Genomic DNA, 25,656 nt, shown 5'->3' on the forward strand with positions numbered 1-25,656 from the left:
AGGATAGTGGAGCCGCGGGCCGTTGTGGGGAATATCCGTTGCCTGTCGAAACAAAAAGCGCCGGCTGACGGTGGTTCCGTCCATGCCGGCGCCTTCCGGATAAATAAGCCCGCGCGGAGCAGGGGGTTCAGGTGGCCGCGCGGGCTGTTCAGGCTGCGAACGCGATCTAGAAGCCGAGCCGGAGCCCGAACCGGATCTGGCGTTCGCCGAACGAACTGGAGATCACACCAAACGAAGCCGGGCTGCTGACGCTGGTGCCCGGTCCATTGAAGTGCGACGTATTCGGCAGGTTGTAGAACTCAGCACGGAAGTCCGTGTTGATCCGCTCTGTGATCTGGAACTTGCGGTTGATCATCAGGTCGGTGTTCCACAAGCCCGGACTGCGCAGCAGGTTTCGGCCGGAGGTGCCGAAGGCGGCCGCCGCGGTGACAGGAGAAAACGCGGTGACGTCAAACCAGGTAGCGCCCGGTCCAATGCCATGCGGATAGTTCACTGTTGTGTTGATCTGGTTCGCTGTCTGAATGTTGTTTGGCGCATTCAGTGAGCTGTTCGAGGCCCCCACGGTGAACGGGGTTCCGGTATAGGCGGACATGACGCCATTCACTGCCCAGCCGCCGACGATCTGCGAGATCAACCCCTGGCTTGCGAACTGCTTGCCCTTGCCCATCGGCAGTTCGTACACCCAGCCCATCTGGAACACCTGCGTGCGGTCATATCCGGCCACGGCGCGGTTGCGCGGGAACGCAGGACCGTAGTTCCAACCCACCGAGGCCCACCCGTCGTCGTCGGTCATGTTGATGGCCTTCGACCACGTATAGGCGCCCTGCAGCATCAGGCCCTTGGAGAACTGCTTCCGCAGGCTGGTCTGCAGCGAGTGATAGTTGGCGCTCAGATACCCGTCCCACATGTTGGTGGCGGCGGTGCGTCCGAACAACTGGTAGTACGGCTGGCTGGCCTGGCCGCCGCCCGGGACGCCCGAGTTGATGTCGTAATCGGCCAGCATGTGCGTGCTCTCCGTGCCGACGTAGGCAACAGATGCAATCATGTCCTGCGGCAGTTTGCGTTCGATCGTGAAGTTCCAGCTCTGCGTGTAGCCGCGGTGGATCTCGCCGGCGTACGGGCTGCGCATATCGGCCACACCCGGCAGCGTGACGATGCCGGTCGAGAGATCCGGGCCGAACACCGGCGGAACACCGCTGGCCAGCGAGCCAGCCGAGGCGTATCCGTTCGGCGCCTGGAAGTTGAAGTTGACCGTCAGCGGGTAGAAGCCGCGCAACGGCCGCGAGAACGGCAGCGGATCGAAGTTGATGCCATAGCCGCTACGAATCACCGTCTTGTCGTCCAACCGGTAGGCCAGGCCCACCTTTGGTGCAAACAGTTTGTGGCTCACGGTCACGCCGGCGTCGTTCGGCACATCGCCGCGTCCGCCCAGATAGACCAGATTCGTCGCCGGATCCAGGCGTTCGATGCCCTTGTCGTGGGCGCGCGTCATCAGCGGATAGAGCTCATAGCGCAAACCCAGCGAAAGGGTCAGCTTCTGGTTGATCTGCCAGCGGTCCTGCGCAAACCAGCCGAACTGCCACTCGCGCGGGGTCATCAGGATGTACTGCAGGCTCTTCTGGATGTTGTCCGTCGCGCCCAGCAGGAACTCCGCGTAAGCGTTGAAATTGTCCGGGCTCGCACCGCCGGCGATGGCCGTCGGTCCGCCATTGAAGGAGAACGAGCCGCGCGGACCCGCGCCCAGTTCAGGCTGGTAGTGGGTCATGCGGTGGTTCACGCCGTCAAACCCAAACCGGAAGATGTGCGCACCCTTCGTCCACGTGAGGTTGTGGCTCATCGTGTACGACTCTTCCGTACGGAACGCCGGCATCCAGTTCGGCACGCCGAATCCCTGGTAGCCGCTGATCCCGATGTTCGGGAAACCCTTCTGGGCCAGTTCCGGTCCACCCAGGCCGGGGATGCCCAATGTGGCCGAAAAGTCCTTGCCGTAGTCGCTGCCCTTCACGGTCTGGTCCATGCGCTGGTAGCCGATGACTCCATCGAGCAGCAGCGTGGGCGAGAAGGTGTAGGTATGGCCGATCGACATGTTCATCACGCGGGTGTCGCCAGTGCCGGGGTCCGATCCGGGCGACGGCCCAATGCCGTCTCCAAAGAGGCCTTGGCCGCCGGAGAGCGCCTTCATGATGCCGTAGTGGCCGAAGATCTGGTGCTTGTCGTTGCGGGTCCAGTTGATCTTGGCGTCGTTGTAGTCACGGTTGAACAACGGAACCTGGGATCCGAACCAGTTGTTCAATGCGCCCGCCGAAGTCGGGCTCGGATAGTAGGCCTGGATCAGGTTCGCGATCGGGCTGATGCGGTTGGCAGGAATCACATTGCCGGCGAACGGCGTGCGCCCGCTGCCATCCGCGTTGCCGGTGGCCGGATCATAGATCGTCGTCCCGCTGGCCGCGAAATTGCCGTTGCGGATGTCGTTCGTGGGCACCGAGTAGGTCCCCACCGCCCCTTGCCGCTGCCTCGTGCCATCGAAGCTGTAAAAGAAGAACAACTTGTTCTTCTTGATCGGTCCCCCGATGGTGCCGCCGTAGTTGTTATAAATGCTCAGCGGTTTGTCCACACCGGCCGCCTGGAAGTAGTTGCGCGCCTTCAAATGCTGGTCATCGTGGTATTCAAACAGGCTGCCATGAAATTGGTTGGTGCCCGATTTGGTGATCAGCGTGATCGCGGCGCCACCGGCCATGCCCTGCTCGGCGTCGCCGGCCGACGTGGTGACGTTCACCGTATCCACCATCTCCGCCGGCATCACATAGCCGGTGTGGTGCGGCAGCCACAGGTTCACACTGCTGGCGCCGTCGATGCGGGTCATATTGTTGTTGGCGTTGGTGCCATTGATGTTCGTACGCAGGGAGCGGCCTGGCGTGTCCGTCACCGAGTTCTGGAGCGACGCCGGCGTGGCGCCCGGCACCAGGTTGATCAGCGACTGGTAGTTCCTGTAGCCCGTCAGGGGCAGCGAAGAAACCTGCTTCGAGTTCAGTTCCGTGTGCGTGTCTGCTTTGTCCGTCTGCAGCGACGTGGCCGATGCTTCCACCGTGATCTGCTCCGTCGTGGAGCCGATCTCCATCGTCACGTCACTACGCGTAATGGTGTTTGCGGTGACGGTGACTTCCGTACGCGTGTAGGGCCGGAAGCCCTGCGCCGAAATCTTCAAGTCATAGCTGCCAGGCACGATATTGGCCACCGTGAAACGGCCGCCCTCATCCGATTTGGCTTCATACACCTGGCCAGTGCCTTTGTTGGTCAGTGTGACGCTGGCGCCCGGCATCGCCGAGCTGGATGAGTCCTGCACCAGCCCCACCACAGACCCATACAGAACCTGACCGTCCGCCGTAAACGGGCTGACGGCAAACAAAATACACAAACAAATCAAAGCTAGCGCTTTGCTGTTTATATTCACGAGACAACCTCACTTGTTGTGCGTCTTTGGATTTCGAACACTGTCCGCTCCCGGCCTTGGCGTGCTGCGCCATCGAAGAACCGGCGGGCAGACCCTGATGAATAGGAGGAGTAAGTGTCCCAACGAACTGCCGGCAGGAGAGACGCCTGGCGATCCGCAATGGACTCCATGCTGGGAAATGCCAGACACGGCTTCACGCTGGCGGCGGGACTCGGATTCCTCCGCTCCCGGTATGCACCCCTGCCTGATGGAAGCAACCCTTCCACCTCCATGGGGCGAGTCTAGGCGTCTTTGATGACCACCGTAAGTCAGAACCTGTTGCAACGCCGTTCAAGTCGCGTTGCAACGCGTTTCTAATGCGTTACGTAATTGAAAAGAAATGCTTTCCTGAATCGGAAAAGGTGGTGTTACAAGCCGGCCGGACGCTCCGTACGACGGTGCAGGATTCGCAGTTTCGGGTCCAGCGGAGCCCCACCCCGGATGCGGAATTCAAAGAGAGCCTCAAAGGATGGCACGGGCTTTCCAGCCGCCACCCCCAGCTTCTGCAGAATCTCTCCCAGGATAGTGGGGTTGCAGACGGCGGCTGCTGCGCCCTCAGTCCCCAGCGTGCGCACGCCCGCCAGCACCAGGATCCGCTTCTCAGGCGTCACACCCCTGGTCAGGGCCACGATCGCAAACTCAGTCCCGTTCTCCCGGTCTTCGCTCGAGACGTAGTAGCGCGCCTCATCCGGCCCCGGATGCTCGTTCTGCACCGCTCCGTGCGAGGCCATCGGCCCCTCGGACTCAGGCTTCAGGTTGAACTTCTCCAGCTTCGGCAGTTGGCCCATCGGCTCGTTCTGCTCCTGGCCGCCGACGAAGATAAGATCGCTGGACTCCGCGTCATCCCAGGTGAAGAGCTGGGCCCGCTTCACCCGTGCATCCACCCCCAGGCGGCTCAACTGGCGGGAGATGTCACGCACCGCCATCACCTCGCCTGAGCCGGTGTATAGATCGTTGACAGGTCCATCGGACGGATGGGCAAAGGCAGGCAGCCTCAAACCCGTTGTGGTGGTCCCGCGGAAAGCCGGATTCGAATACACGAGGATCGGAGCTGCCGGGTCCAGGAATTCGTGCCAGAACGTGCTGACCTGCCAGGGGATCTCCGGGCGGGAGCCACGCCGGCCAAACCAGAAACCACCCCCCGCACCCGCAATCGCCGCCACTCCGGCCGCCAGGAAGGTCCGCCGCATGGGCGCGGCCGGCTTCTCAATCGCCTTATGTTCACCGTTCGAATGGCCGTTCCCGTTGGAATAACCGTTCGAATGCCCGTTCGTTCGATAACTGCCCGAAACGACATACGCGCCCTTGGGAATCGAGATGATGACAGGGTCGGCCGACCCCTCCTGCGTGTAATACTCAGCCAGCTTACTCCGTAAACGGCTCGCCACCACGCGCACCGTGGAATCGCTGCGCGGATCGTAGTCATCGCCCCGCCCCAGTGCATTCGTGGCGATCTCGAACTCCTTCACCGGTTTGCCCGGCTGCTCCACACCATGCATGGCGAGGTAGAGCAACACGTTCCGCATCGGGTCGGAACTGGAAAAGCCAGGCTCGGCCAGGATTCGTTTTACTTGGGCGAGGACCTCTTCAGGAGCCGGACCGTCCATAGTAGGTTTTGACGCTACGTTTTGAGTCGCGGTAACAGGCTTAACCACCGCGCAAAAACGGCGTTGGATCGCATTGAGCGGGCCAACGCCGTTGATTGCCATCACTTAGCCTGGGAAGTATCCGCTTGATTAGCCCCAAATAGCCATCCGTTTGAGAGCGAATACTTCTCCCCTGCTTCGCACTCTAGTGCCGGAAATGCCTTACGCCTGTAAACACCATCGCGATCCCCAGCCGATTGGCCGCCGCGATCACATCTCCGTCCTTCACAGATCCGCCGGGCTGGATAATCGCCGTCGCGCCATTGGCCACCGCGCCCTCCGGCCCGTCAGGGAAGGGGAAGAACGCATCCGAAGCCACCACGCTGCCCGCCAGGGAGAGTACAGACTTGCGGGCCCCGATCTCCACCGAGAACACCCGGCTCATCTGCCCGGCGCCTGAGCTCAACAGTTGCCCCGCCTGCGCGTACACAATCGCGTTCGACTTCACGTGCTTGCAGACCTTCCAGCCAAACTTCAGCGCTACCCACTCGGCCTCCGTCGGCTGCCGCTCCGTCACCACTCGCGCCGTGGCGGGATCGAACGTAGCCAGGTCCGGCGATTGGGCCAGGAACCCGCCCGTGATGGACTTCACTACCAGCTCGTCCGCAACGCCGCCTTCCACTGTCACCAGCCGCAGGTTCTTCTTGGCCGTCAGGATCGAAAGCGCCTTATCGCTGTACCCCGGAGCCGCAATCGCTTCGACAAACAGCTTGGAGACTTCCAGTGCCGTCTCTTCGTCCAGCGTGCGGTTGAAGGCCAGCACGCCGCCAAAGGCGGATACCGGGTCAGCCTCGTAAGCCTTTCGGTACGCTTCCACCAGCGTCGCCTGCTCGGCGCAGCCGCACGGATTCGTGTGCTTGATATTCGCCGCTGCCGGCTCTGAAAACTCGCAGATCAGCTGCCACGCCGCGTCCAGGTCCACCAGGTTGTTGTAGGAAAGTTCCTTGCCGTGCAGTTGCTTGCAGCCCGCAATGCCCTTAGTCCCGGCCGCATAGAGCGCCGCCGCCTGATGCGGATTCTCGCCATACCGCAGCGCCTGTAGGCGCGGCACATGCACGTTCAGCACCCGTGGGGTGGTTTCCTTGACGTCCGACCAGCCCTCATCCCCCACTTCAATCGAAGCCAGCCGCGCCGTGATGGCCGCGTCATACTTCGCCGTCGTCGCATACGCCTTCCGCGCCAGGTTCCAGTGCGTCTTCTTCGACAGCACGCCCTCGCTCGCACTCAGCTCCGCCAGGATCGGCTCATAGTCGTCCGCCGAGGTGACCACAGCCACGTCCTCGAAGTTCTTTGCCGCTGCGCGGATCATCGTCGGCCCGCCGATATCGATGTTCTCGATCAGCTCCTCCACCGGGGCTCCCTGCTTCGCTGCAACCTTCTCAAACTCATATAGATTCACGACGACCATATCGATCGTCGCAATCTCGTGTTCGGCCAGCGCCGCCATGTGCTCCGGCACCGCTCGGCGGGCCAGGATTCCGGCCGCCACCCTCGGATGGATTGTCTTCACCCGGCCATCCAGCATCTCTGGAAAACCGGTCACTTCGCTGACGTCCTTGACGGCTAAACCGCCATCTCGCAGCATCTTAGCGGTGCCGCCGGTGGAAATGAGCTCACAGCCCAGGGCCGCCAGGCCCTTCGCGAAGGGCAGCAGGCCGGACTTGTCGGTGACGCTGAGGAGTACACGTTTGACTGCGGGCATAAACGTCTATTCTCCCACTATCGGCCGCATTGCTACCATGTTGACGTGGCATACAAAATCACGCTGATCCCCGGCGATGGCATCGGGCCGGAAGTTGCCGATGCGACCGTGCGAGTGCTGGAAGCGACGGGCGTCGCGATCGATTGGGAAAAAGTCGAACTCTCGGCTTCCATCATCGAGAAGTCCGGCACCAGCCTGCCTCCGCACGTGCTGGAATCGATCGAACGCACGGGCATCGCGCTGAAGGGGCCCGTCACCACCCCCATCGCGGGCGGATTCAAAAGCGTCAACGTGGCCATCCGTAAGCAGTTGGACCTGTTTGCCAACGTTCGCCCCGTCTTCACGTTGCCCGGCCTCAAGACGCGCTTCCAGGACGTCAATATCGATATGGTGATCTTCCGCGAAAACACGGAAGACCTCTACTCGGGCCTGGAGCACGAGGTCGTCAAGGACGTCGTCGAAAGCCTCAAAATTATTACGCGCTATGCGTCCATCCGCATCGCCCGTTACGCCTTCGAATACTCCAGGAAGAACGGCCGCCGCAAGATCACCGCCGTCCACAAGGCGAACATCATGAAGCTGTCGGACGGCCTCTTCATTCGCTGCTGCCGCGAGATCGCCACCGAATATCCCGAGATCGCCTACAACGAACTCATCGTCGACAACGCCTCGATGCAGTTGGTCATGCGCCCCGAAACCTTCGACGTCCTGCTGCTGCCAAACCTCTATGGCGACATCGTGTCCGATCTGGCGGCCGGCCTCGTCGGCGGCCTGGGCGTCGTGCCCGGCGCCAATATGGGCGAGAACCACGCGGTCTTCGAAGCCGTCCATGGCTCCGCTCCGGATATCGCCGGCCACGGTGTCGCGAATCCGACCGCGCTCATGTCGTCTTCCATCCTGATGCTGCGGCATCTCGGCGAAGGCGCTGCCGCCGACCGGTTGCAGAAGTCCCTGGCCAAAACCTTCCGCGAAGGATCCCACTTGACCCGCGACCTGGGTGGTTCCTGCGGCACCAACGAGTTCACCGACGCGGTGATTCACAACTTGGCCTGAACGCGCCGGTGGGCACGGCCGGCAAAGGAGCATCCATGAAATTCGCCGCTATCGCAGTGGCGTTCTCCCTGTCGCTAGGGTGCGCCCAGACAATGAAAACGCCGCCGTTGCCGCCCAAACCGCCGCTCACCGTGGAGAAATTGGACGCCTCCCCCTGGCCCGGTGGTCTCAACGTGGTCCAGTGGACCGCGCCCGGGCGCTGGGAATACGCCATGATGCTCGCCGAGGCCGGCAAACCCACTCAGATCTTTCCGCCGCGGGCCGTCGAACCCATCGCCGGCGGCCTGCTGGTGGAAGAGCTGAACCGGGCCGGCATGGTCGGCTGGGAGGTTGTCGGCACCTCCACTCTGAAGCCGGGACAACTCACCATCCTCCTCAAACGGCCGCTCGTCGTCGCTACTCCCTAGAAATCGATATCTCCTCCCGCCGTTGATCCGCCCCTCGGCCGGACTGCTGCCCTGCCTGCTAACTACTCCGCCAGATCTCGCTTGCCCTGTTGGAGGGACATTTTCTTGGCGAGATTCCTGTTAGCCGCGTGGGTGACTGCCCTGCTTGCTGCATCCGTGCCGGCTCTGGCGGCACACCACACGCTCGGGCCCGCCTTCTCCAGCCGGCCCGAATCCTTTGGCCCGCAGGTCGGCCACATGCTCGATAGCCGCCAACCCCCCACAGGCGAGGGAAAGCTCCGCGCCCATCCGCCCACTGTCCGCTACTGCCTCAGCCTGGCCGCTTCCACCTGCCGCTGGACGAAGGCATTCTTCGGCAGCTTTGCGCTCCACGCCTTCCACAGCGCCATCCGCATCACTTCCACCGCGGAAGCCCTGTCAGCCTGTCCGGCCAGCCTGTGGATCGCAGCCGCGCTCCGGTAAAGATTGGACATCTCCATCGCCTCCGGCAGGCTCGATTCCGGCTTCGGATTCGAGGCGAGCACCCTCTCCATCAGCTCCTGGTAAACATCCGAACCCCGCCGCGCATGACCTGTATGCGCTTCGTACTCCGCCTGCGCCCGCATTCCTTCAATCGCCTCTGAGCCCAACTCGATGATCCGGGCCGGATACTCCTTCAACGCGCCCAGGTGTGCGAAAACCGCGTCCAGGCGCTGCCGGGCCTCCGCCGCCTGCCCCAGCTTCAGCAGCGGATACACCGATCCCGCCAGCGTCGTAGCCTGGTCCCTGTGCCATCCGGCATTCTCCTGCGTGCCCTCCAGATGCTTCAGCGCATCGTCATACAGCGCCAGCGCCTGCTTCGGCTGTGAACGGCCCACCAGGCTGGCCAGCCGCGTCTCCGCGTAAAAGGCCCGGTGCCGGCTGTGAAAGTCCTTCGCATCCCTGCGCGCAAACTCTTCGGCGATCTCGAAAGCGCGCCTCAGGCTGGCTTCCGCTTCCTGGGCGCGCCCCAGGCTGATCGCGTCCACTTCACCCAGGATCTGACCCTCCCGCACCAGGGCCAACGCCAGCGTCAACCTCTGCCCACTGCGAAGCTCGCCTTTGGGCGGCTCCAGGATCCTCACCGACTCGCGCACCGCACGCAAGGCCTCGTCCAGGTTGCCCCTCTCCCGCTCGATCAAAGCCACAATCATCAGCGTCGCCCCCGCCTGGCTCGGCCACTTCGTCGCCTTCGCCAGTTCGATCGTGCTGCGGCACAATTGCAGCGCGTCCTCCGCCTGCCCGGCCAGGCGGTAGCGATTGGCCACATTGATCCCCGTGATCAGCGCCTGCTGCGCTTCCATCCGTTCCGGAAGCCCGCCCGCCTCCAGATACCGCTTCAACAGCCCGGCCGACTTCCGCGCGAATTCCAGTGCTTCCTTGTTCCGGCCGCCGTCCCCGGCCAGGATCATCCGGTCGTGGGCGATCTGGGCCGCACGCAGCACAGCCAGTCGGTGGCCCGGCCGCTCAGCCAGCACGGCTTCAATCAACTCCTGCGCCCTCAACTCGCTCTGCTCCGATTTCCCGGTCTGTCCCAGATTCGGAGCGATCCCCACGCCCTGCACACGGGCCACCCGCAGATACGCCGTGGCCACTTCCATCCGCAGCTCGGGATCCATCCGCGCATCCACACTCACCCGCCGCAGATACTCCAGCGCCGTGTCCACAATCATCTGTCTCGCCTTCGACCCGCCCGGTAGCTGCGCCACCTCCACATCAACATCCAGCAGCTTGGCGGCCAGTTGCCGCACGTCTTGAAACCGCCGCTCGGCCACCGCCCGCTCGCGGTTGGCCAGCAATACCCCCGCTGAGAGACTGGTCACCACCACCACGGTCGCCGCCACCGGCACCCAATAACGCCTGGTGAAGCGCCGCGCCCGGTACCAGATGTCGCCCGCCCGGGCCTGTACAGGCCGCCACTCCAGCACGGCCCGGATGTCCCCCGCCAGCTCATCTACTGAGCTGTACCGCTCCTCCGGTTCCGTGCGCAGCGCCTTCCGCAGCACGTAATCCACATCCTTCGGAATCTCGCTGTTGACCTTGCTGGGCGCCACCACCTCCTTGGTCTCGCCGCTCTGCAGGTTCTTGGGCGGCGCCATCCCCGTCAGCAGTTTGTACAGCACTGCCCCCAGTGAGTAGACATCCGTCGCCGTCGTCTGCGCCTCACCCGCGAACTGCTCCGGGCTCGCATAATTCGGTGTCAGCAAGCGCTCAATCGTCTGCGTCGCCTCACTCGTGTCGTCCACCAGCCGGGCAATCCCAAAGTCCAGGAGTTTCGGCGCCCCCGACGGCGTAACCAGAATGTTGGAAGGCTTCAGGTCACGATGGATGATCAATCGCCGGTGCGCATGCGAAACCCCTTCGCACACCTGCAGGAAGAGCCGCAGCCGCTGCTCCACGCCAATCTCTGCCGCGTAGAGGTCGATCGGCACCCCGTCCACATGCTCCATCACCAGGTAGGGCCGGCCATCTTCGGTATGCCCCGCGTCCACCACATGCACAATCGACGGATGCTGCAGCGAAGCCAGCAACTGCCGCTCCCGCAGGAACCGGTCGTGCCACTCCTTCCGATGGGAGTGCCGCAGCAGCTTCACCGCCACCGTGTGATGGATCTCCCCGTCGGCGCGTTCCGCCAGGTAGACCACGCCCATCCCACCGGAGCCAATCGGACGCAACAGTCGGTAGGGGCCGCAATGCGCCGGATCCGCGCCGCTCGCGTTGCGCAGCCACTCGCCGGCTGCGTTCGCCACCATGCCCGTCAGGTCGTCGCAACTCTCCGATTCGTAGCTCAGCAGCGACTCGACTTCCGCCCGCAGGCCAGCCGCGATGTCCCGGGTGCGAAGCACCCTCTCGCGCTCCCGAGGCGTCAGTCCAACCAGCTCGTGAAACAACTTTCGCAGTTCGTGGTTCATCGCTGTTCCAGGAGTAAGCCAGTTTGAAGGGATACTGGCGCAAGTTGTATGATTAAGGATACGTCATCCGCCACGCTTCCGAAGCAGGGGAGGTGTTCCCATGAGTAACGAAACTGCATTGAGCGCATTCGTTGATCTGCTCTACGGAGAATTGCACCGCATCGCCTCGGCGAAGCTGCGCGGCGAGCGCGCGGGCCACACTCTGCAGCCCACCGCCCTGATAAACGAGGTCTACGTAAAACTCGTTGCCGGCCAGGAACGGCAATTTGAAGATCGGGCTCATTTCCTGGCTGTCGCGTCCCGCGTAATGCGTCAGGTCCTGGTCGACTATGCCCGCGCGCGAGCCGCCCGCAAACGCGCCAGCGATGCCATTCCCCTGACCACCGGTCTGGCTGTCGCCGACGATGGCGCAGTGGAGCCCGTCGACCTCCTGCACCTGAATCGTGCCCTGGAAGAACTTGCCCAGGAGGACGCCGCCCTCGCTCAATTGATCGAGATGCGCTACTTCGGCGGCATGACAGCCGAGGAAACCGCGCAGGCAACCGGTCAGTCCGTCCATATAGTGCGTCACGATCTCCGGTTGGCGCAGGCCTGGCTCCGCCGCTGCATGGCGCAATAGCCGCCACCCCAGCTCGGCCAGGAGCCGCCCCGGCGCCTCGCCCGTTCATCTCTGTAGCCATCGTCAATCTCATACGATCTCCGCCTCTCCCGCCGCATCAGTGGGATCTGAAAACATAAGCGAGATCCGGGAAAGAAATTCGCACACTACCCTCCGAACACGGGCAACCGCCGGCCGGGCGTCCTCCCTGCTGCGGACCGGCCCGCCGGTGCACTGCGCCGCACTGCCCCTAATTCATTCCTGATTTTTTCAAATAAAGTTTGCCAATTTACCGCAAGCCTCTCGCTTGCATGAGTGGAGAGGCTTGCAAGGCTGGCTCAACGGCGCCCACCAAGCCTCCAACATCTCAATCCAAGGAAGAACCATGACACGAAAAATCAAAACACTCATCTGCGACCCGGCGGTGCACCGGCTGGGTCTGGCGCTGGCCGCCGGCCTGGCCGCTTCTGTTGCTCTCTTTGCCTCACCCGACGACGTGATGAACATGCACGCCGGACACAACACCAAAGTCCCGGCCAAACTGGTGGAACTGGTCCGCCTGGCCACCTGGCCCTTCATCGACGTCAACGCCACCGCCGGCGCCGGCTACATGCCCGCCTTCGGTTGTGTCACCGGCCCCGATCACGGAGCCATGGGCATCCACTACATCAACGGCGAATTGGTCGGTGACGGCGAGGTGGACGCCTCCAGGCCCGAAGCGCTCATCTACGAGCCTTCGAGGAATGGCCTGCGCCTGGTCGGTGTCGAGTTCATCGTCGATGCCGCCGCGTGGATGAAGAATCACACCAGTCCGCCCATGCTGGAAGGCCAGGCGTTCCAGTTCGTGAACAGCCCCAACCGCTACGGCATCCCGGCCTTCTTTGAACTCCACGTCTGGGCCTGGCGCGACAATCCCAACGGCGCGTTTGTCGACTGGAACAACAACGTAAGCTGCGAAGGCCAGTAGTTCTTCCCGGGGCCGCCGCCCACGCGATATCACCATACCGCCTGCGCACGGTGGGCATGGGGCTCGGAGGAGCTTGCGTGGTAAGCACCCCGACCCTCGACTGCGGCCCAATCACTTCGTCTCAACCGGGCAGCCCTGCTGCCCGGTGCCGGCTTATCCCATCACGGCCGCTCCGCCCTCGTCCGGATCGCTTTGAGCAGGCCCCACCGGATCATTCCGCTACCCGGATACACCAGCGCCCAGTACCGCCCCATCGTGCGCTGCGCCGCTTCGTCGGTCGCCGCGATCCTCGTCTCCGTGATCACCCTCGTCCGGCCCCCACCCGCATCCTCCAGCAGGAAATTGGCGGCGACCTTCACTTGTCCCGGCAGGTTCCAGGTCAGGAACTCCTCAGGCGTCAGGCGGACGGGCTTGTTGTTCCACGGCTGGCCCGCCAGTCCAAATACGAACTCGCGCGGCGTGTCGGCCAGCGGGAAGAAACCGGATCCCGGCCGCTTCACCACATCGAGGATCCTCACAGGCGCCACCGCCCCTCTCGCGCCCGTTGGCCGCTTCATTCCGGACATCACGAAGCCGCGGATTCTGCCCAAAGCCTGCATCGCCTCCACATCGCTAAACGAGACCTCGTCCAAAGCCTCGCGCACGCGCTCCGGCGTTGCGTTCACCACCAGTTCATGCCGTTCGTGGAAATGATACGTGGGCAGGAAGGCGTCGATCCGGCTCGTCGCCACCGGCGTGGCGTACGACTGCAGCGGCCAGAACATTCCGGCTGTGAAGAGAACAGCCCCCACTCCGGCGCCCGCGGCCAGGCTGTACACGCGCCGCGAGAAGCCCAGCCACCGCGCAGGTACGAGGAGAAACAGGAGTCCAAAGCAGAATGCCGCCAGCCCCGAGTAAACCAGGACCGAAGGCCATTGCAGCCGTCCCATCGAACCCATCAAAACCAACCCGCCCACCGCAACCACAACCACCGCGGCCGCGCGATACCACTGCGCTCGAGTCATAGGGTGTTCCGTTCACCCCGAGTATAGGAGATCGCGCAGAGAGATCTGTGTAACGATAGGCCGCGCGCCATCTGCCCCGGGCCGCTGCCGGGCTGCTTTTGCACCTGGCCCCGCCCACTCGATCAGGAAGCCTCAAAGTGCCGGAGGGCGCTTCCACCGGCCCGCGGTTCAAACTGCCGGAAGCACCATTCCAGTCACCCTTCGTCGCGTAGCGTGGTCACCGGGTCCACACCGGCCGCCCGGTGCGCCGGCAACCAGCCTGCCATCAGGCCCACCACAATCATCGCCAGGCACCCAGCCGCGAACGCCCATGGATCCATCGGCGACACCTCATACAGCAGGCTCTTCATCACTCTTGTCAACGCCAGGGCCCCCAGCAGGCCCAGGCCCAGTCCGATACTCACCAGCCCCATCGCGTTTCTCAGCACTTGCGAAAGTACGTCCCGCGAACGGGCGCCCAGCGCCATGCGGATCCCGATCTCCCTCCGCCGCTGCGACACAGTATGCGAGATGACGCCGTAAAGACCAATGCCGGCCAACAGTGCGGCAATCGCCGCGAAAACGCCAATCAACCAGGCCGGTCGGCTCGCGCCGGACAATGTGCGCGCCCTCACCTGCTCCAGCGTGGCCACCTCACCCAGCGGAAGTTTCGGATCCACGGCCCGCACCGCTTCGCGCATCGCAGACACCACCGCCGCAACATCGGTCTGCGCCAACACGATCAGCTTGACGTGCACGGCCGGCGCCTGGGCCATCGGCACGTAGACCACCGCCGGATCGGGCATCCCTGGCGGACCCACCCTCTCGCCCCGAATCACGCCCGCGATTTCCACTTCGGGCATGGACATGTTGGGCTCCCCGAAGGGCGGCATCGAGACGCGCACTTTGCGGCCGACGGCCTCCTGCACACGGCCGACATCCTTCAACCGCGCCGCCAGCGCCTCATTGATGACCACCACTAGCGGCGCGCTGGCCGTGTCCCGGGTCGTCACCCCGCGGCCCGCCAGCAGCGGAATCCCGAGGGTTTGGAAATACCCCGCATCCACGCGCTTCAGGCGCACTCGCACCAGTTTCGATTCGCCAGGCTCGCGCAACGCCTCGCCATTGCCGATCCACTGCAGCGGCATGTGCGACGTCAACCCCACCCGGTTCACGCCGGGTACGGCCTGCAGCCGCTCCGCTACCGCGGCGTAGAATTGAGACGCCTTCTCGGGCGTCGGATACGAGGACTTGGGCAGATCCACCGACGTCGTGATCACGTGCTCGACCCGGATGCCTGTCTCGATCTGTTGCAGTTTTAAGAGGCTCTTCAATAGCAGCAGGGCGCCGCACACCAGCACCAGCGACAGCCCCACTTCGCCAATCACGATGGAACGCCGCACCAGCGCGTGTGAGCCCGATGATCCGCGGGCCGCCCGGTTCAACGACTGCGCCAGGCTTCCGAAGGAGGTCTGCAATGCAGGCAGAATACCCGTCAGCAGCGCCACACCCAATGCCACCGCGCCGGCGAAGCCCAGCACCCGCAGGTCCAGCGTAACCTCTGCCGTGAAGGGCAGCGCCTCTTTCAGCACCGGCGTCGCCGCCTGAAGCAATACCTTGGCTAACAGCACTCCGGCCGCGCCGCCCACCAGGCACAGCACCAATGTCTCTGTCAGCAGTTGGGCCACCAGCCGGCTCCGGCTCGCGCCCAGCGCCGACCGAACGGCCAGTTCCTTCGAGCGCGTCGCGCCTTTGGCCAGCAACAGGTTCGCTACATTGGCGCAGGCGATCAGCAGCACCAGCGCCACCGCGCCAAAGGCGATCGAGATCGACCGTTGCAGTTTGGCGCCCACCAGCAGGCTGGCCAGCCGCTCCACCACAATTGCACCTTGCCGCTCCTCTTCTGATGCCTTTTCCATCGTGGCCGCATACACGGCTTGCATGCGCTCGTTCACCTGGGCCAACGCCGCGCCCGCTCGCAGCCGGCCGTAGACCATCAGCCAGTGGCTCTTGCTCTCTCGCTCGACCGGTGTGAACGCCAGCGGCTTCCAGAACTTCGTCTCGTCGCGATCAAAGGCGCCCGGCGCCAACACCCCAATCACCTGGTACGGCTCACCATCCAGCATCGGCCGTCGCGTAAGGATGTCCGGGTCCGCTCCAAAGTCGTTCTGCCAGGCGGCGTGGCTCAGTACGATGACCCGGGCCGAACTCCCCTGGTCTTCCTCCGCGGTGAACGTCCGGCCCATCCGGGCCTGCGTGCCGAACACCTGGAAATATTCAGCCGTGACCGCCTTGCCGTTCAACCGCGACGGTTCACCGCCGTTCTGCAGCGCCACCGAGATGGATTGCTCCGCCGACAACGCCTCAAAATCGCTGGCCAATCGCTTCCATTCCAGGAAATTCGCGGCGCTCGTCGCGTTCGTTACCCCGGGCCGGGGCGCCTCCCACACGCGAACAAGCCGGTCCGGCTCAGCGAACGGCAGCGGCTTCAACATCACCGCGTCCACCACGCTGAACATCGCCACGTTCGCGCCAATGCCCAATGCCAGCACAGCCACTACCGAAGCCGTGAAACCAGGCGAGCGCGCCAGCGACGATAACCCGTATCGAAGATCTCGCATCAACGCTTCCAGCCACACAAAGCTCCGCCGTTCGCGATGGAGTTCCTTCACCTGCTCCACTCCTCCAAACCGCAGGCGGGCCTCCCGCCGGGCCTCCTCCGGTGAAAGCCCCCGAGCCACGGCGTCCCGCTCGGCCAGTTCCAGATGCGCCTCAATCTCGCCTTCGAGTTCCTGCTCCAGGCGCCGCTTGCGCAGCAGCGCCAGCAGGTTGTGGGCCGCCCGCCGTAGCGTCATGACTCCTCCAGAAAGCGGGCCACCAGCGACGTAGCCTTCTCCCAGTTCGCCACCTCCACCAGGAGCTGTTTCCGGCCGGTCTTGGTGATCGAGTAGACCTTCACCTTGCGGTTGGTCTCGGAAATGCCCCATTCAGTCTGGATCCAGCCCTCCTGCTCAAGTCGGATGAGGGCAGGGTGAACCGACCCCTGGCTCAACTGCAGCGAGTCACCCGAGACCTGCTCGATGCGCCGCGCAATGGCATACCCATGCAGCGGCCCCATCACCGCCAGCGTCTTCAGCACCAGCAAATCCAACGTTCCGTAAGGCACTTCTGCTTGTTGTTTCGACATGTCGACACTCGACAGCTATAGAATGGAACGCCGGCACATGGGTGTCAACGGGTGAAGATGTAACCTTTTCATCCGGAGCCGATCGGAATCAGCCACTGCCAGGGAGGCCGAGCCAGGTGTGAGCCCCGCTCGCTGCACCATGATGCTCGCCCAAGGCCCCTATGCGACGCCTGATGCGGCTGGCTCGGGTATTCTGCTCCGAGCCGAGGAGAATTCACGGAATCACTCGAGAGAGCATTTCGGTGATGTGCGGGTCGAGGGTTTCGATCTCAACAATCCTGCCTTTGGCTTCAGTGACGGTCGCACCACACTCCAGCATGATGGCGATTCCGTTGGTTCCCATACGCTTCCTGAAATCTGCACCTTGCGTGTAGAAGGTCCCGCACATTGCCGCCCCACAACGACAGCGATCCTCGACACGCAGGTTCATCACCTCTGCAGCGAGATCGTTTCGCCTCAACGTGCGAAGGTCTCGGAGAACCTGCTTCGCCAGTTCGGGGAACAGTTCACGGACGAGCACTAGCGATCCTTGCCGACGTATTGGATCAGCCGTTCCCGTTGAAAGATGACGGAATCCACATCGGTGGACTCCCAACCTTTCGCCGAGCACTCATGCAACAGTTCACCCGAACAAGTGAGCAGACTGCTGACAAAAGGATTAGGGGAAAAATCGAACTCATGAATCACCTCCGTCCGGCCAACAGCCATTTCGAGAAACTGGCATTGCCACGAGTCTCGACGCTCGGCGAAGACATGAACGAGGTAAGGTCCGTCCATGAAATTAACGTCGGCATTCCGTGTCCTGCGGTCAAGTAGACCGACTGTGGCCTCAAGCCACCATTTCACCATCACTATCGGAAAGTCGTACCAGTGGGATTCTGGAAAGGCCAGTGTTCCAACTTCGCACCAGATTTGGCCACAGATGCTTCCGTGCCCCGTTCGAGTCAGAGAACCAGATTGAATACGAATCACGAAATCGGCGCTGGTCTCCATAGGCTCACTCAGCTTACCGAACTTCCTGCTGGATCGCGGCCACTCCGTGACTGCTCCTCTCGTGCTCAGCGATCAGTTGCCGCTGATTCGCCAAAATCTCAGGTCCACGCGTGCGCATGACTTCACATTCGAGCAGACGGAGAAGGCCGGCCGGATATAGCTCTCCTGGCGCTCACCAAAAATCTGAGACCAGATTGGCGCAGACTCGATTCACACTGCACCTAGGGTTGCTCAACCGTCAACAAACCGGCGTCGAACGTCGCCCCACCACCAGCAGAAATAGAAACAATACTGTCTCCGCTCGGGAGGTCCGGAACTGTGATCTCGATTCTGCATAAACCGGGGCTGATCATGCCGGCGAACTGCACGAGTGCGGCGCTGCCCCCAATATGGATGGTGGGCGTCTCCGCGAGTTGCCCCAGTGGATCGGGAGAGCCCTCGGGAACCGCCGGCACCGGCAGCCCACAGCCGTTCCCGTACAGGCTGATCAGCTCATTGGGGTGCGCTGGTGCGAATTCGTACAGCTCCGAGGATAAGCTCGATGGACCAACACGTCGGCCGTCGGCGTGCGTTGCCAGAATGTATTCAGTCGCGCCCACATGCAGGAGCGTGAGCGAAGACGGGTTGAGGGTGACCATAAACGCGGCGCTTGCGGTTTGCTCCATGATCACCTGCACCGGAACCGCGCCAATCGCGTCGTCCAGTGGCGAAAGGACGTAGATCTGTGTCGGGTTGACTTTCGCAATGTAGGCGGGTTTGCCATGGACCAGCACGCGCACGCCCGCCAGTTCGGTCGGCAGATCCCCGGCCGGCCACTCAGAAGTTCCACTCCAGCTCACGCCGCTATCACTCGTCCCCGAAGGGGCAAGATGGCTGCCCCTGATCTCGATCCACTTGTTCTGGGAGATTTGCCCCGGCCCGCCGGCTGTCACGATGGACGTGATCATCGGGACCTCGGCGTCATTTCTTGGCACTGTCCAGGATCCCGCGGAGATCCTTGTCCGGTTGTCGCCTTGGATGTCAACGAAAATCCGGTGCGTGCCGCCAAGCACCAGCAGGTTTTCGAACTTCAAACCGAGGGTGACATGCAAATCCGTGGCACTCCCACGGAACGCCGTGGCTTCCGGAACAACCGCGCAATTCCGCTCATCTCGCGGATTGGTGCGACCGCGCTCCAGATCAACTTGAACGGTACACTCGTCGTTGGATCCGAAGTGGATATCGACCAGCTTTTCTGCGAACCCGTCCGGCGATTGGAAATCAAACGTGAACTCTCCAACGCTGCCCATCCCGCTGCCAGGACCGAAACCGGTGAGTGACAGGCCCGTGCCCGCCTGAACTACCGTCGCCGATTGTCGTCCCGCTTGGATCGTGGCCGTGCGCTGCTTCGCCTCGTCGTTCGCTGAAACCTCGAATCGTATGAGGCCTGGGCCGGTCACTGGGCCCGGCCCGGACATGGTAATCCAGGGCGCCTCGCTTGCTACCGCCCAGGAACACGAGTCCGCTGCCAGAACTTTGATGGTTCCCTCGCCGCCCTGTTGGGCAAGGACGATACTCGGAGTCTGGATGGCGGCACAACCGTCGTTGTACTGGACTGTTACCGAAAGGCCTGTCTTCGTCGCGCTGTTGACCGTCACGGTGAGTGGCGAGTACGGATCGGACCATGACTGGCCGGGCAGTAGCGCGGGATCACCGGATTGCCAAAAGTCCCAGGCTGGCATCGGGTGGGCCATGCTCAGCAGATACGAGCGGTTCAGGCTCGGAGTGAATGGACTCTCATAATGAACAAGCGCGCCCGCGAAAACGTTACTGCTTGCGTTTCGCCAGAAGATCGTCGCAGGATCTGGATAGTCGGCGCCGAGTGGTTGCCGGTACTCAATCCAGAGCCAGGATCCGGTGCTGGCATCTCTCAGGATCCGCAACGCACGAATGCCTGTAGTGCTCTCAAACGGCGCCACGGTGTACGTTCCCGAAGATGTCACCTCCTGAAACTCTCCCGGTGCCAGCCAACCCAATCTTGCCTTATGAGGGGCAGCATAATGGCCCTTCGGAAGTGAGCCCATGGTAGGGCCCCAGGTGCTGCCCATGGTGGAGAAATTGTCACCATATTCATAATCCGCACCCGGGGTTTCGAGCCGGCCCAGCGGTCCGTCAGCGAAACCTAGCAAGTTCGCATGCGACATTTTGAGGCCGTGCCCGAGTTCGTGCGCAACAATCTGTGAGAAAGCGGAGGCGGATTGGTAGTTGCGAGCCCAGAACCACTGCATCGACGCCATCGTTACCGAGCCTTCGGGCGTCGCCTGTTGAACACATCCGAGGGTGCTCCAGGCCAGAACACCGTCCGGTGGGCATTTCATGTCCGGCTGAATGAACGAAAGGTGGGAGTACCGGGTGAGATCGACGCGGCCGCGGATGGCCGCCAGGAACTGCTCCTGGGTGAACGGTTGATCGCACGAGTAGTTGGGCAGCTCGATTGGAAATACGTCTCCGGTGGCGCCGGTACGTCCGTACGAGTTTGCGAGCCAAAAAGCATTCAGTGAATCGCGAGCGGAATCAAACAAATAGAACTTCAGGACCGCCGGATTGTAGATGGACGGAAGTACCGGGTAGTCAGGCGTCGTCACGGTGAACACCGCAATATTCTGCGGGCCCGTTGCACTGCACGATTCGAGCCCCGGCTCTACGCCCGCTGATCGAATGGCCGTCACCGCGATTCGCTGCTGCACCTTCAGTCCTGAGATCGACGCGCGCTCATTCTGTCGAACGGGTGAGTGCGGATCAGGGAGGACAAGCTCTGTAGTGCCGCTCTCGGTTCGAAGATAGATACGGCTCCTGCTTGTGTTCCTTTGGAAATCGTCTTCGATGACGATATTGATCGTTCCATCCCACGTGCCCCAGGCTTCGATGAGATCGCCGTGCCCGCTCTGCCGGCCAATCGCCTCTGCCACGCCTGAGGGCAGGGCGAACCGGATCGCTTGGGCCGGGTCCAGACTGAGGAGATCACTCAGAACCCGTGCGCGTCGTTGAAGCAGATCCTTCGCGGCAACCTGGGTGCCCGGTGTTCGCCAGTTAGTGATGCGTTGAACGGCTTGATTCAGAATGCCTGCTTCGTGCACAAGGGCCTCCCTGGACGACTCTTGTGGTTGCGCCCTCGCGTTCACCGGCAGGAGGAGTATGAACACGGCCACCGCCGTGCAGCCGGCGACGTATGACCAAAACGAGCCGTGTTGTCGTGCCATTCAATACCGCTCCCAGGCAATCTCAAAATGGAAAAGAGAATTACGGCTCCGATTCTACCAACACCTACGCGGCGTCAGGAGGCGTGGTTCGCAACGATCCCCCTAAGCCCGGCCAGTCCCCCAGCGAATCACCAAAACCTGACGTGCAAATGGAGCTAATTCCTCGGCGGATCAGCCAAAGCCGCCCTCTTCTTTCTACGATTCCGGCAATCCAGGGAAGTCGACAGCCCGCCCCGCCCCGCCGCGATCGATCACAATTCGCCAGCCGATTGAGACCTCCGACTGTCAGGGACCTCTCGGCCAGCAGAGTGCCGCGCGAGCGGATACGATTTACGCTACCGACAAAGTAACGACTGTGACGCCGTTTGGCCCGCCCACGGCGAAACGCCCATTTTGTGGATCGAGGGCCATTGGCGGCGGCGCAGGAGTCCCCAATTCGATGGATCCGACCTGCTTTCCGGAGTATATATTGTCCCAGCGATGGACAATCGCGCCGCTGGCAATCTCAATCGCCTTGGGGCACTCGTAAAATGAGATTACCCACTCACCCCAGGGCATGATCGTGCCTGCGGGCTCCACTAAGCCTGTTTGTAAACGCCACTCACGCTTGTCTATCGACCAAACGCCTAGCTTACGCGGGCCAATCCCTGTCGCCGGGATATCATCATTGACGACCTCATCGGTCGATGCGAGCACGACTTCATCCTTCCCAAGAAATGCCGCGCTGTCGATTTCAGCACCGAACGAAAAAGCGTGATCAGCCGCAGATTGTTTGCCGTCGTCACCGGCGCTGTCAGGATGCAAGAGTGCTGCCAGATCGCACACCCATGCGCCCCCTAACGGATGCCAGAACCATCCAGCGTCGAGAAGGTACCTTCCATCCGGAGAAACCGCAAGTCGAGAATGAAATTCCATGTCTCGAGATTTCTTGGTAACCAAGACACTCGCCGTTTCAGCATCCTCGACCTCGATGGTGTCAGATGAGTTCGGGCAATGGATCACGACAACGCGTCCCGTCGGCCCTAACGCGACCGTCAGCGGATAGTCATAGGCGTGGGCGAAGTAAAAACTCCGATTCAACTCGCGGTGAATGTCGCCATTCTTCATGAGGAGGGCCTTCGTGGCCCGATTTGCATACGCAACCGACCAGAATATGTCGTCCTGCCGAACGCCCGCTGCGCGATCGAACGGATAGCCTAGACTCCGCGTGATCGGCGAAATTGTACCGTCGAGTCGTATTCGCAAGTTGCTGGTTACATCTACGAGTTCATCACCGTCCCATGAGAGCGTTGAGAGTCCTCGGCAGTTGATGGTTGTTGCTCGATGGAGCAGTTTCATTTGGTCGGCTCAACTAAAGTCTAGCGGACAGATCCTCTCGGGCGGCCACGCACGCTGTTTGAGAGCGGCCGGTAGTCCAAACTGAAACTTCCGCGAAGGGCCGAGAAGTGCCTGGACGCAGCAAATGGATGTCTGGCCTCGCCGGCATTCGGTGATGGTCCAACCTGAAGCTGGGGACGTCAACAGGGGAACGGGCAGCACGAAAGAAGTTCCGCCAACGGGAGCGCAGGGAAAAGTGTGTTTTTTCTTGACAACTACTCACCATGGATGTGCCGTGTCCTGCCGTCGATCGGTTGAATTCCGCAGCACATCGAGTCCAGGATCGTGTCGAAGAAGTCCGTGGCGTTCTGGGGAACGCCTTCGTAGGCAGCGTACCCGCGCAGTGGGATCAGCTACGATAGCGCTGGTACCCACATGGCGGCGTCTCGTCTACTGTCGAGCATCGTGCTTCTGCTGTTGCTTGCGGCGAATATTCTCGGGCAGACCGGGTCGTCACCGTGGATTCAGCGGCTCCTACCGCCCGATGCGAGGATCATCGAGACGACGGAATTACGTACGAGCAAGGGAGATGCTCGAATCCTTGCTCTGTGGATGATTGCTCCCAAAAGGGTAATGCGCCAAGGTGACCCCGGCTGCAACGATTGGGTCTACGGAGACCACTGGTATGGCCCCACCCGCCTTTCACTGGTTGACTCGAACCGGGAGCGGATCATCAACACATTAGAAGTCCGGGGTTTGTACGAGGGAAGCGACGAACAGGAGCACGGGTCAACAAAACTGATCCAACTTCGGCGGTTCATCGCCCACATTGTCGCACTCGTCGTGGAGCTTTGCTACCCAAGTTCCTTGAGTGCCCGTTGCACCGTCATCGTGCTCTTTCCTGTTCTCGCAGCGAGGAAGGCGGGAAGGCGACAGCCTGCCCCGTCCCGCCGCAATCGATCACAATTCGTCCTCCGATTGGGGCTCTTCACACTGAAGAACGACAATCTTTCTCCACTCGTTCATCCTGCTCAAAGCCATCTCCGGCGGCCATGCCCGAAACGGCCATGCCAGCCCGTTCGGACTGCCCAGGAATGCCCGACGGTTATGCGGTGTCAGCTTGGCGGTTTCAACATCGCTAGCCTTCGCGAGAGGTGAGTATTGCGAGTCCCCGAACTTCCAGCCCGGAGCGAACTTCTCAGGCCGGGCAACGGTCTCAGTACCCGGGGATTCGGCCGGCTGGTCCGGTCAGAAGTTTAGCTCCGTCTCTAGCGCGGCCAGTTTTGTCAGGAGCAATTCAAAAGATGGCTGCTCCCCGAAGATCATGTCCGCCATATCCCTGTAGTCCCGCCTAAGGGCCGCGATTCGACTCTCAGTCGGCGATACTCGGAGAGTCCCACGCCGTGCCAGATCATATCGCGCCCACCCGGACGGATAGAATGCTTCCTTGTGACTCACGACTTGGGAGAGGAGTTCCGCATCGGCACGGGCCTCCGCTGCTATTGAGCCCCCAGCCAGCATGGCCACATCGTAGTAGTGACGCGAGTAGCGGCCCGGAAGCGGCTTGTCTTCTGGACGGTAATACTCCGCGTGTAGGATTGTGACTTTTTCCCAGAACGTTCGCTTGGCAAGGATGGCCTCGACTCGCGCTTCGCCGTCGGGCATGAACTGCGGAAATTCTTCTGCCACAAACGGGCGAATGGAGAAGCGCCCACGCGGCACGAATTCCGCGTGCGTTCCCAACTCGAGTATCACCTGCGGTCGGATGTACGCCAAGCGCTCCGCCGCGGCCGTCGGATAGCGGAAGAGGACCACATTGGGGTCGGTCCCTGCCACCTCCAACTCCCAGCCGCTATCTGACGGCAAAATCTCGTTGCATCTTGTCCTGAGGCCTTCCAGGAACTCGCCGCGAATGTAGCTCTGGCATTCCATCATCATCTCGGCCAGAATGCTGGCGCGCCTGGTTTTGGAGATGCCCGGTTGACGAGGGTCTCGTTCTCCTGTGAACCCCAGCGCGGCATAGTCCACGGCAATGTCGATATCTTCAGAAAAACGGTCTATCGCGTGGAACACCTTTGAAAGGGAGGTCCCGCCCTTGAAGAGCAGCCGGGTTGATAGGCCTTCTATCGAGAAAAGCTGCTTAAGACTCCAGCACACCCAAAAGTCCTTCTCCACCACGGCATCAGGCAGCCCTTTGCGCTCCGCTGTTGCCTGGAAGGCTAGTGCGCGCTCGTTCGCCGGCATGCGGGCTACACTGTTCATCGCGGCGTCTCCTCAACTTGCCTGGCTATCTCATGGATCCAATCGACACCGAACCGAGTACTCCTCGAGAGCTTGCGCTTCTCGGCGGCCGACAGTAGGGCGCGCAGCTTCTCGATCTCTTGCCGGCCAACCCCGTCCTTCTTCAGGTACCGCAGCGCCTGAACCACAAGTGCGGATTTGCCCTCAAGTCCGGCTAGGGTCTTCGGCCTGGCATGCTTGAATTGGATGGTCCGGCGGCCAATCAGTACTGCCTTGCTTGGGCCATCGGTCAAGTAGACGATCTTCGCCGGAACTTGCGTCGATAAGCCCAGCAGGTTTGCAGCCCATGCACCGTCAGGCACGATCTTCCACCGCTGCCTCCTGGCAATCGCCCGAGCCGCGCTATCGATGTCCGGGCTCAGTTGCCCGCCCAGCGCGGGATTGACGCGCGGAACATCGTAGAGTCCCCGTCGCACACGCCGGATCGCGCCGCTTCGCGTCAGGTCCGCCAGGGTCACGTCAATCGTGCCCCGACTGGCGATCTCCAGGAAATCCTTTGCCGTGAAGACCTGGCCCTCGGGGAGCTGTCCGATTCTCGCAACTATTTGATCGCGCATGGTTTGCATCGGATGTCTCAGTATCGTGATTTAGAAAAAGTATACTCGTTTTTCTAAATCACCGCCACCTGCTCTACCTTAGTCCCTTGCAAGCTCAAGCCGAAGCGCGCTGGTTGGCAAACCACGCCACAACAAGCCCGGCATCACTCCTCGTCGCCGCCATTCGCAGCGCCGCGCACGAGCCCCGAAAGTCCCTCAGCCTGATCGGTCCTCCGCGAGAGATCCGCATCGTCTGCCCCTCAGATTGCTGCTCCTTACCCAGCAGAACGGCAACCTGGCTCCCGTC

The 25,656-nt window shown here is 62.0% G+C and carries 17 protein-coding genes; 4 read left to right on the top strand and 13 right to left on the bottom strand.

The window, feature by feature from the left end; all coding sequences use genetic code 11:
* Nucleotides 1-166 precede the first annotated feature (166 nt).
* From ACR9Y2_RS15325 to purH, 3 genes are all read right to left on the bottom strand, one after another.
* Nucleotides 167-3,424 (bottom strand): carboxypeptidase regulatory-like domain-containing protein, encoded by a 3,258-nt coding sequence (locus ACR9Y2_RS15325; RefSeq protein ID WP_435042257.1) that lies wholly within the window; start codon nucleotides 3,422-3,424, stop codon nucleotides 167-169.
* Between the two features lie 434 nt (nucleotides 3,425-3,858).
* Complete coding sequence (locus ACR9Y2_RS15330) at nucleotides 3,859-5,097, bottom strand: helix-turn-helix domain-containing protein (RefSeq protein ID WP_435042258.1); 1,239 nt, start codon at nucleotides 5,095-5,097, stop codon at nucleotides 3,859-3,861.
* 184 nt (nucleotides 5,098-5,281) lie between these two features.
* Entirely contained in the window at nucleotides 5,282-6,838 is a 1,557-nt protein-coding gene (gene purH, locus ACR9Y2_RS15335; RefSeq protein WP_435042259.1) for a bifunctional phosphoribosylaminoimidazolecarboxamide formyltransferase/IMP cyclohydrolase, read from the bottom strand.
* Between the two features lie 45 nt (nucleotides 6,839-6,883).
* Between purH and ACR9Y2_RS15340 the strand changes: the two genes are divergently transcribed.
* Both ACR9Y2_RS15340 and ACR9Y2_RS15345 read left to right on the top strand, forming a co-directional pair.
* Nucleotides 6,884-7,891, top strand: coding sequence for an isocitrate dehydrogenase (NAD(+)) (locus ACR9Y2_RS15340; protein ID WP_435042260.1), 1,008 nt, complete (start codon nucleotides 6,884-6,886; stop codon nucleotides 7,889-7,891).
* Nucleotides 7,892-7,926: 35 nt separating this feature from the next.
* Nucleotides 7,927-8,298 (top strand): hypothetical protein, encoded by a 372-nt coding sequence (locus ACR9Y2_RS15345; RefSeq protein WP_435042261.1) that lies wholly within the window; start codon nucleotides 7,927-7,929, stop codon nucleotides 8,296-8,298.
* A 302-nt stretch (nucleotides 8,299-8,600) separates the two neighbouring features.
* On the opposite strand, the gene ACR9Y2_RS15350 is transcribed toward ACR9Y2_RS15345, so the two are convergent.
* On the bottom strand, nucleotides 8,601-11,228 hold the full coding sequence (locus ACR9Y2_RS15350) for a protein kinase domain-containing protein (RefSeq protein ID WP_435042262.1): 2,628 nt from the start codon (nucleotides 11,226-11,228) through the stop codon (nucleotides 8,601-8,603).
* Nucleotides 11,229-11,328: 100 nt separating this feature from the next.
* Between ACR9Y2_RS15350 and ACR9Y2_RS15355 the strand changes: the two genes are divergently transcribed.
* Together ACR9Y2_RS15355 and ACR9Y2_RS15360 are read left to right on the top strand one after the other, a co-directional pair.
* Nucleotides 11,329-11,847 carry an ECF-type sigma factor gene (locus tag ACR9Y2_RS15355; RefSeq protein WP_435042264.1) on the top strand — a complete coding sequence of 173 codons (519 nt, stop codon included), beginning with the start codon at nucleotides 11,329-11,331 and terminating at the stop codon, nucleotides 11,845-11,847.
* A gap of 364 nt (nucleotides 11,848-12,211) precedes the next feature.
* Nucleotides 12,212-12,793, top strand: coding sequence for a hypothetical protein (locus ACR9Y2_RS15360; RefSeq protein WP_435042266.1), 582 nt, complete (start codon nucleotides 12,212-12,214; stop codon nucleotides 12,791-12,793).
* 161 nt (nucleotides 12,794-12,954) lie between these two features.
* Here the strand turns inward: ACR9Y2_RS15360 and ACR9Y2_RS15365 are convergent, their stop codons facing one another.
* The 9 genes from ACR9Y2_RS15365 to ACR9Y2_RS15405 all read right to left on the bottom strand — a co-directional run bounded on the left by ACR9Y2_RS15365 (nucleotide 12,955) and on the right by ACR9Y2_RS15405 (nucleotide 25,370).
* Complete coding sequence (locus ACR9Y2_RS15365; protein WP_435042267.1) at nucleotides 12,955-13,797, bottom strand: hypothetical protein; 843 nt, start codon at nucleotides 13,795-13,797, stop codon at nucleotides 12,955-12,957.
* Nucleotides 13,798-13,991: 194 nt separating this feature from the next.
* Nucleotides 13,992-16,631: an ADOP family duplicated permease gene (locus ACR9Y2_RS15370; protein WP_435042268.1), complete on the bottom strand. Its 2,640-nt coding sequence runs from the start codon at nucleotides 16,629-16,631 to the stop codon at nucleotides 13,992-13,994.
* Nucleotides 16,628-16,963, bottom strand: coding sequence for a PadR family transcriptional regulator (locus ACR9Y2_RS15375; RefSeq protein WP_435042269.1), 336 nt, complete (start codon nucleotides 16,961-16,963; stop codon nucleotides 16,628-16,630). Before ACR9Y2_RS15375 ends, ACR9Y2_RS15370 begins: the two co-directional genes overlap by 4 nt.
* 214 nt (nucleotides 16,964-17,177) lie before the next feature.
* Nucleotides 17,178-17,483, bottom strand: a complete 306-nt coding sequence (locus tag ACR9Y2_RS15380) for a hypothetical protein (protein WP_435042270.1) — start codon at nucleotides 17,481-17,483, stop codon at nucleotides 17,178-17,180.
* Entirely contained in the window at nucleotides 17,483-17,956 is a 474-nt protein-coding gene (locus tag ACR9Y2_RS15385) for a hypothetical protein (RefSeq protein WP_435042271.1), read from the bottom strand. The genes ACR9Y2_RS15380 and ACR9Y2_RS15385 overlap by 1 nt, the downstream gene beginning before the upstream one ends.
* A gap of 221 nt (nucleotides 17,957-18,177) precedes the next feature.
* Entirely contained in the window at nucleotides 18,178-21,195 is a 3,018-nt protein-coding gene (locus ACR9Y2_RS15390) for a hypothetical protein (protein ID WP_435042272.1), read from the bottom strand.
* Nucleotides 21,196-21,525: 330 nt separating this feature from the next.
* Nucleotides 21,526-22,302, bottom strand: a complete 777-nt coding sequence (locus ACR9Y2_RS15395) for a hypothetical protein (RefSeq protein WP_435042273.1) — start codon at nucleotides 22,300-22,302, stop codon at nucleotides 21,526-21,528.
* A 1,458-nt stretch (nucleotides 22,303-23,760) separates the two neighbouring features.
* Entirely contained in the window at nucleotides 23,761-24,774 is a 1,014-nt protein-coding gene (locus ACR9Y2_RS15400) for a nucleotidyl transferase AbiEii/AbiGii toxin family protein (RefSeq protein WP_435042274.1), read from the bottom strand.
* Nucleotides 24,771-25,370: a DUF6088 family protein gene (locus ACR9Y2_RS15405; RefSeq protein ID WP_435042275.1), complete on the bottom strand. Its 600-nt coding sequence runs from the start codon at nucleotides 25,368-25,370 to the stop codon at nucleotides 24,771-24,773. Before ACR9Y2_RS15405 ends, ACR9Y2_RS15400 begins: the two co-directional genes overlap by 4 nt.
* Between the last annotated feature and the right edge of the window lie 286 nt (nucleotides 25,371-25,656).

The organism is Paludibaculum fermentans (assembly GCF_051172195.1).
GTDB classification, from domain to species: Bacteria; Acidobacteriota; Terriglobia; order Bryobacterales; family Bryobacteraceae; genus Paludibaculum; species Paludibaculum fermentans_A.

What these genes read in the sequence shown, in the direction of transcription:
- ACR9Y2_RS15330 (WP_435042258.1), bottom strand. Translation starts at nt 5,097, where the DNA reads ATGGACGGTCCGGCTCCTGAAGAGGTCCTCGCCCAAGTAAAACGAATC.
- purH (WP_435042259.1), bottom strand. Translation starts at nt 6,838, where the DNA reads ATGCCCGCAGTCAAACGTGTACTCCTCAGCGTCACCGACAAGTCCGGC.
- ACR9Y2_RS15345 (WP_435042261.1), top strand. Translation starts at nt 7,927, where the DNA reads ATGAAATTCGCCGCTATCGCAGTGGCGTTCTCCCTGTCGCTAGGGTGC.
- ACR9Y2_RS15350 (WP_435042262.1), bottom strand. Translation starts at nt 11,228, where the DNA reads ATGAACCACGAACTGCGAAAGTTGTTTCACGAGCTGGTTGGACTGACG.
- ACR9Y2_RS15355 (WP_435042264.1), top strand. Translation starts at nt 11,329, where the DNA reads ATGAGTAACGAAACTGCATTGAGCGCATTCGTTGATCTGCTCTACGGA.
- ACR9Y2_RS15360 (WP_435042266.1), top strand. Translation starts at nt 12,212, where the DNA reads ATGACACGAAAAATCAAAACACTCATCTGCGACCCGGCGGTGCACCGG.
- ACR9Y2_RS15365 (WP_435042267.1), bottom strand. Translation starts at nt 13,797, where the DNA reads ATGACTCGAGCGCAGTGGTATCGCGCGGCCGCGGTGGTTGTGGTTGCG.
- ACR9Y2_RS15370 (WP_435042268.1), bottom strand. Translation starts at nt 16,631, where the DNA reads ATGACGCTACGGCGGGCGGCCCACAACCTGCTGGCGCTGCTGCGCAAG.
- ACR9Y2_RS15375 (WP_435042269.1), bottom strand. Translation starts at nt 16,963, where the DNA reads ATGTCGAAACAACAAGCAGAAGTGCCTTACGGAACGTTGGATTTGCTG.
- ACR9Y2_RS15385 (WP_435042271.1), bottom strand. Translation starts at nt 17,956, where the DNA reads ATGGAGACCAGCGCCGATTTCGTGATTCGTATTCAATCTGGTTCTCTG.
- ACR9Y2_RS15390 (WP_435042272.1), bottom strand. Translation starts at nt 21,195, where the DNA reads ATGGCACGACAACACGGCTCGTTTTGGTCATACGTCGCCGGCTGCACG.
- ACR9Y2_RS15395 (WP_435042273.1), bottom strand. Translation starts at nt 22,302, where the DNA reads ATGAAGAATGGCGACATTCACCGCGAGTTGAATCGGAGTTTTTACTTC.
- ACR9Y2_RS15400 (WP_435042274.1), bottom strand. Translation starts at nt 24,774, where the DNA reads ATGAACAGTGTAGCCCGCATGCCGGCGAACGAGCGCGCACTAGCCTTC.
- ACR9Y2_RS15405 (WP_435042275.1), bottom strand. Translation starts at nt 25,370, where the DNA reads ATGCGCGATCAAATAGTTGCGAGAATCGGACAGCTCCCCGAGGGCCAG.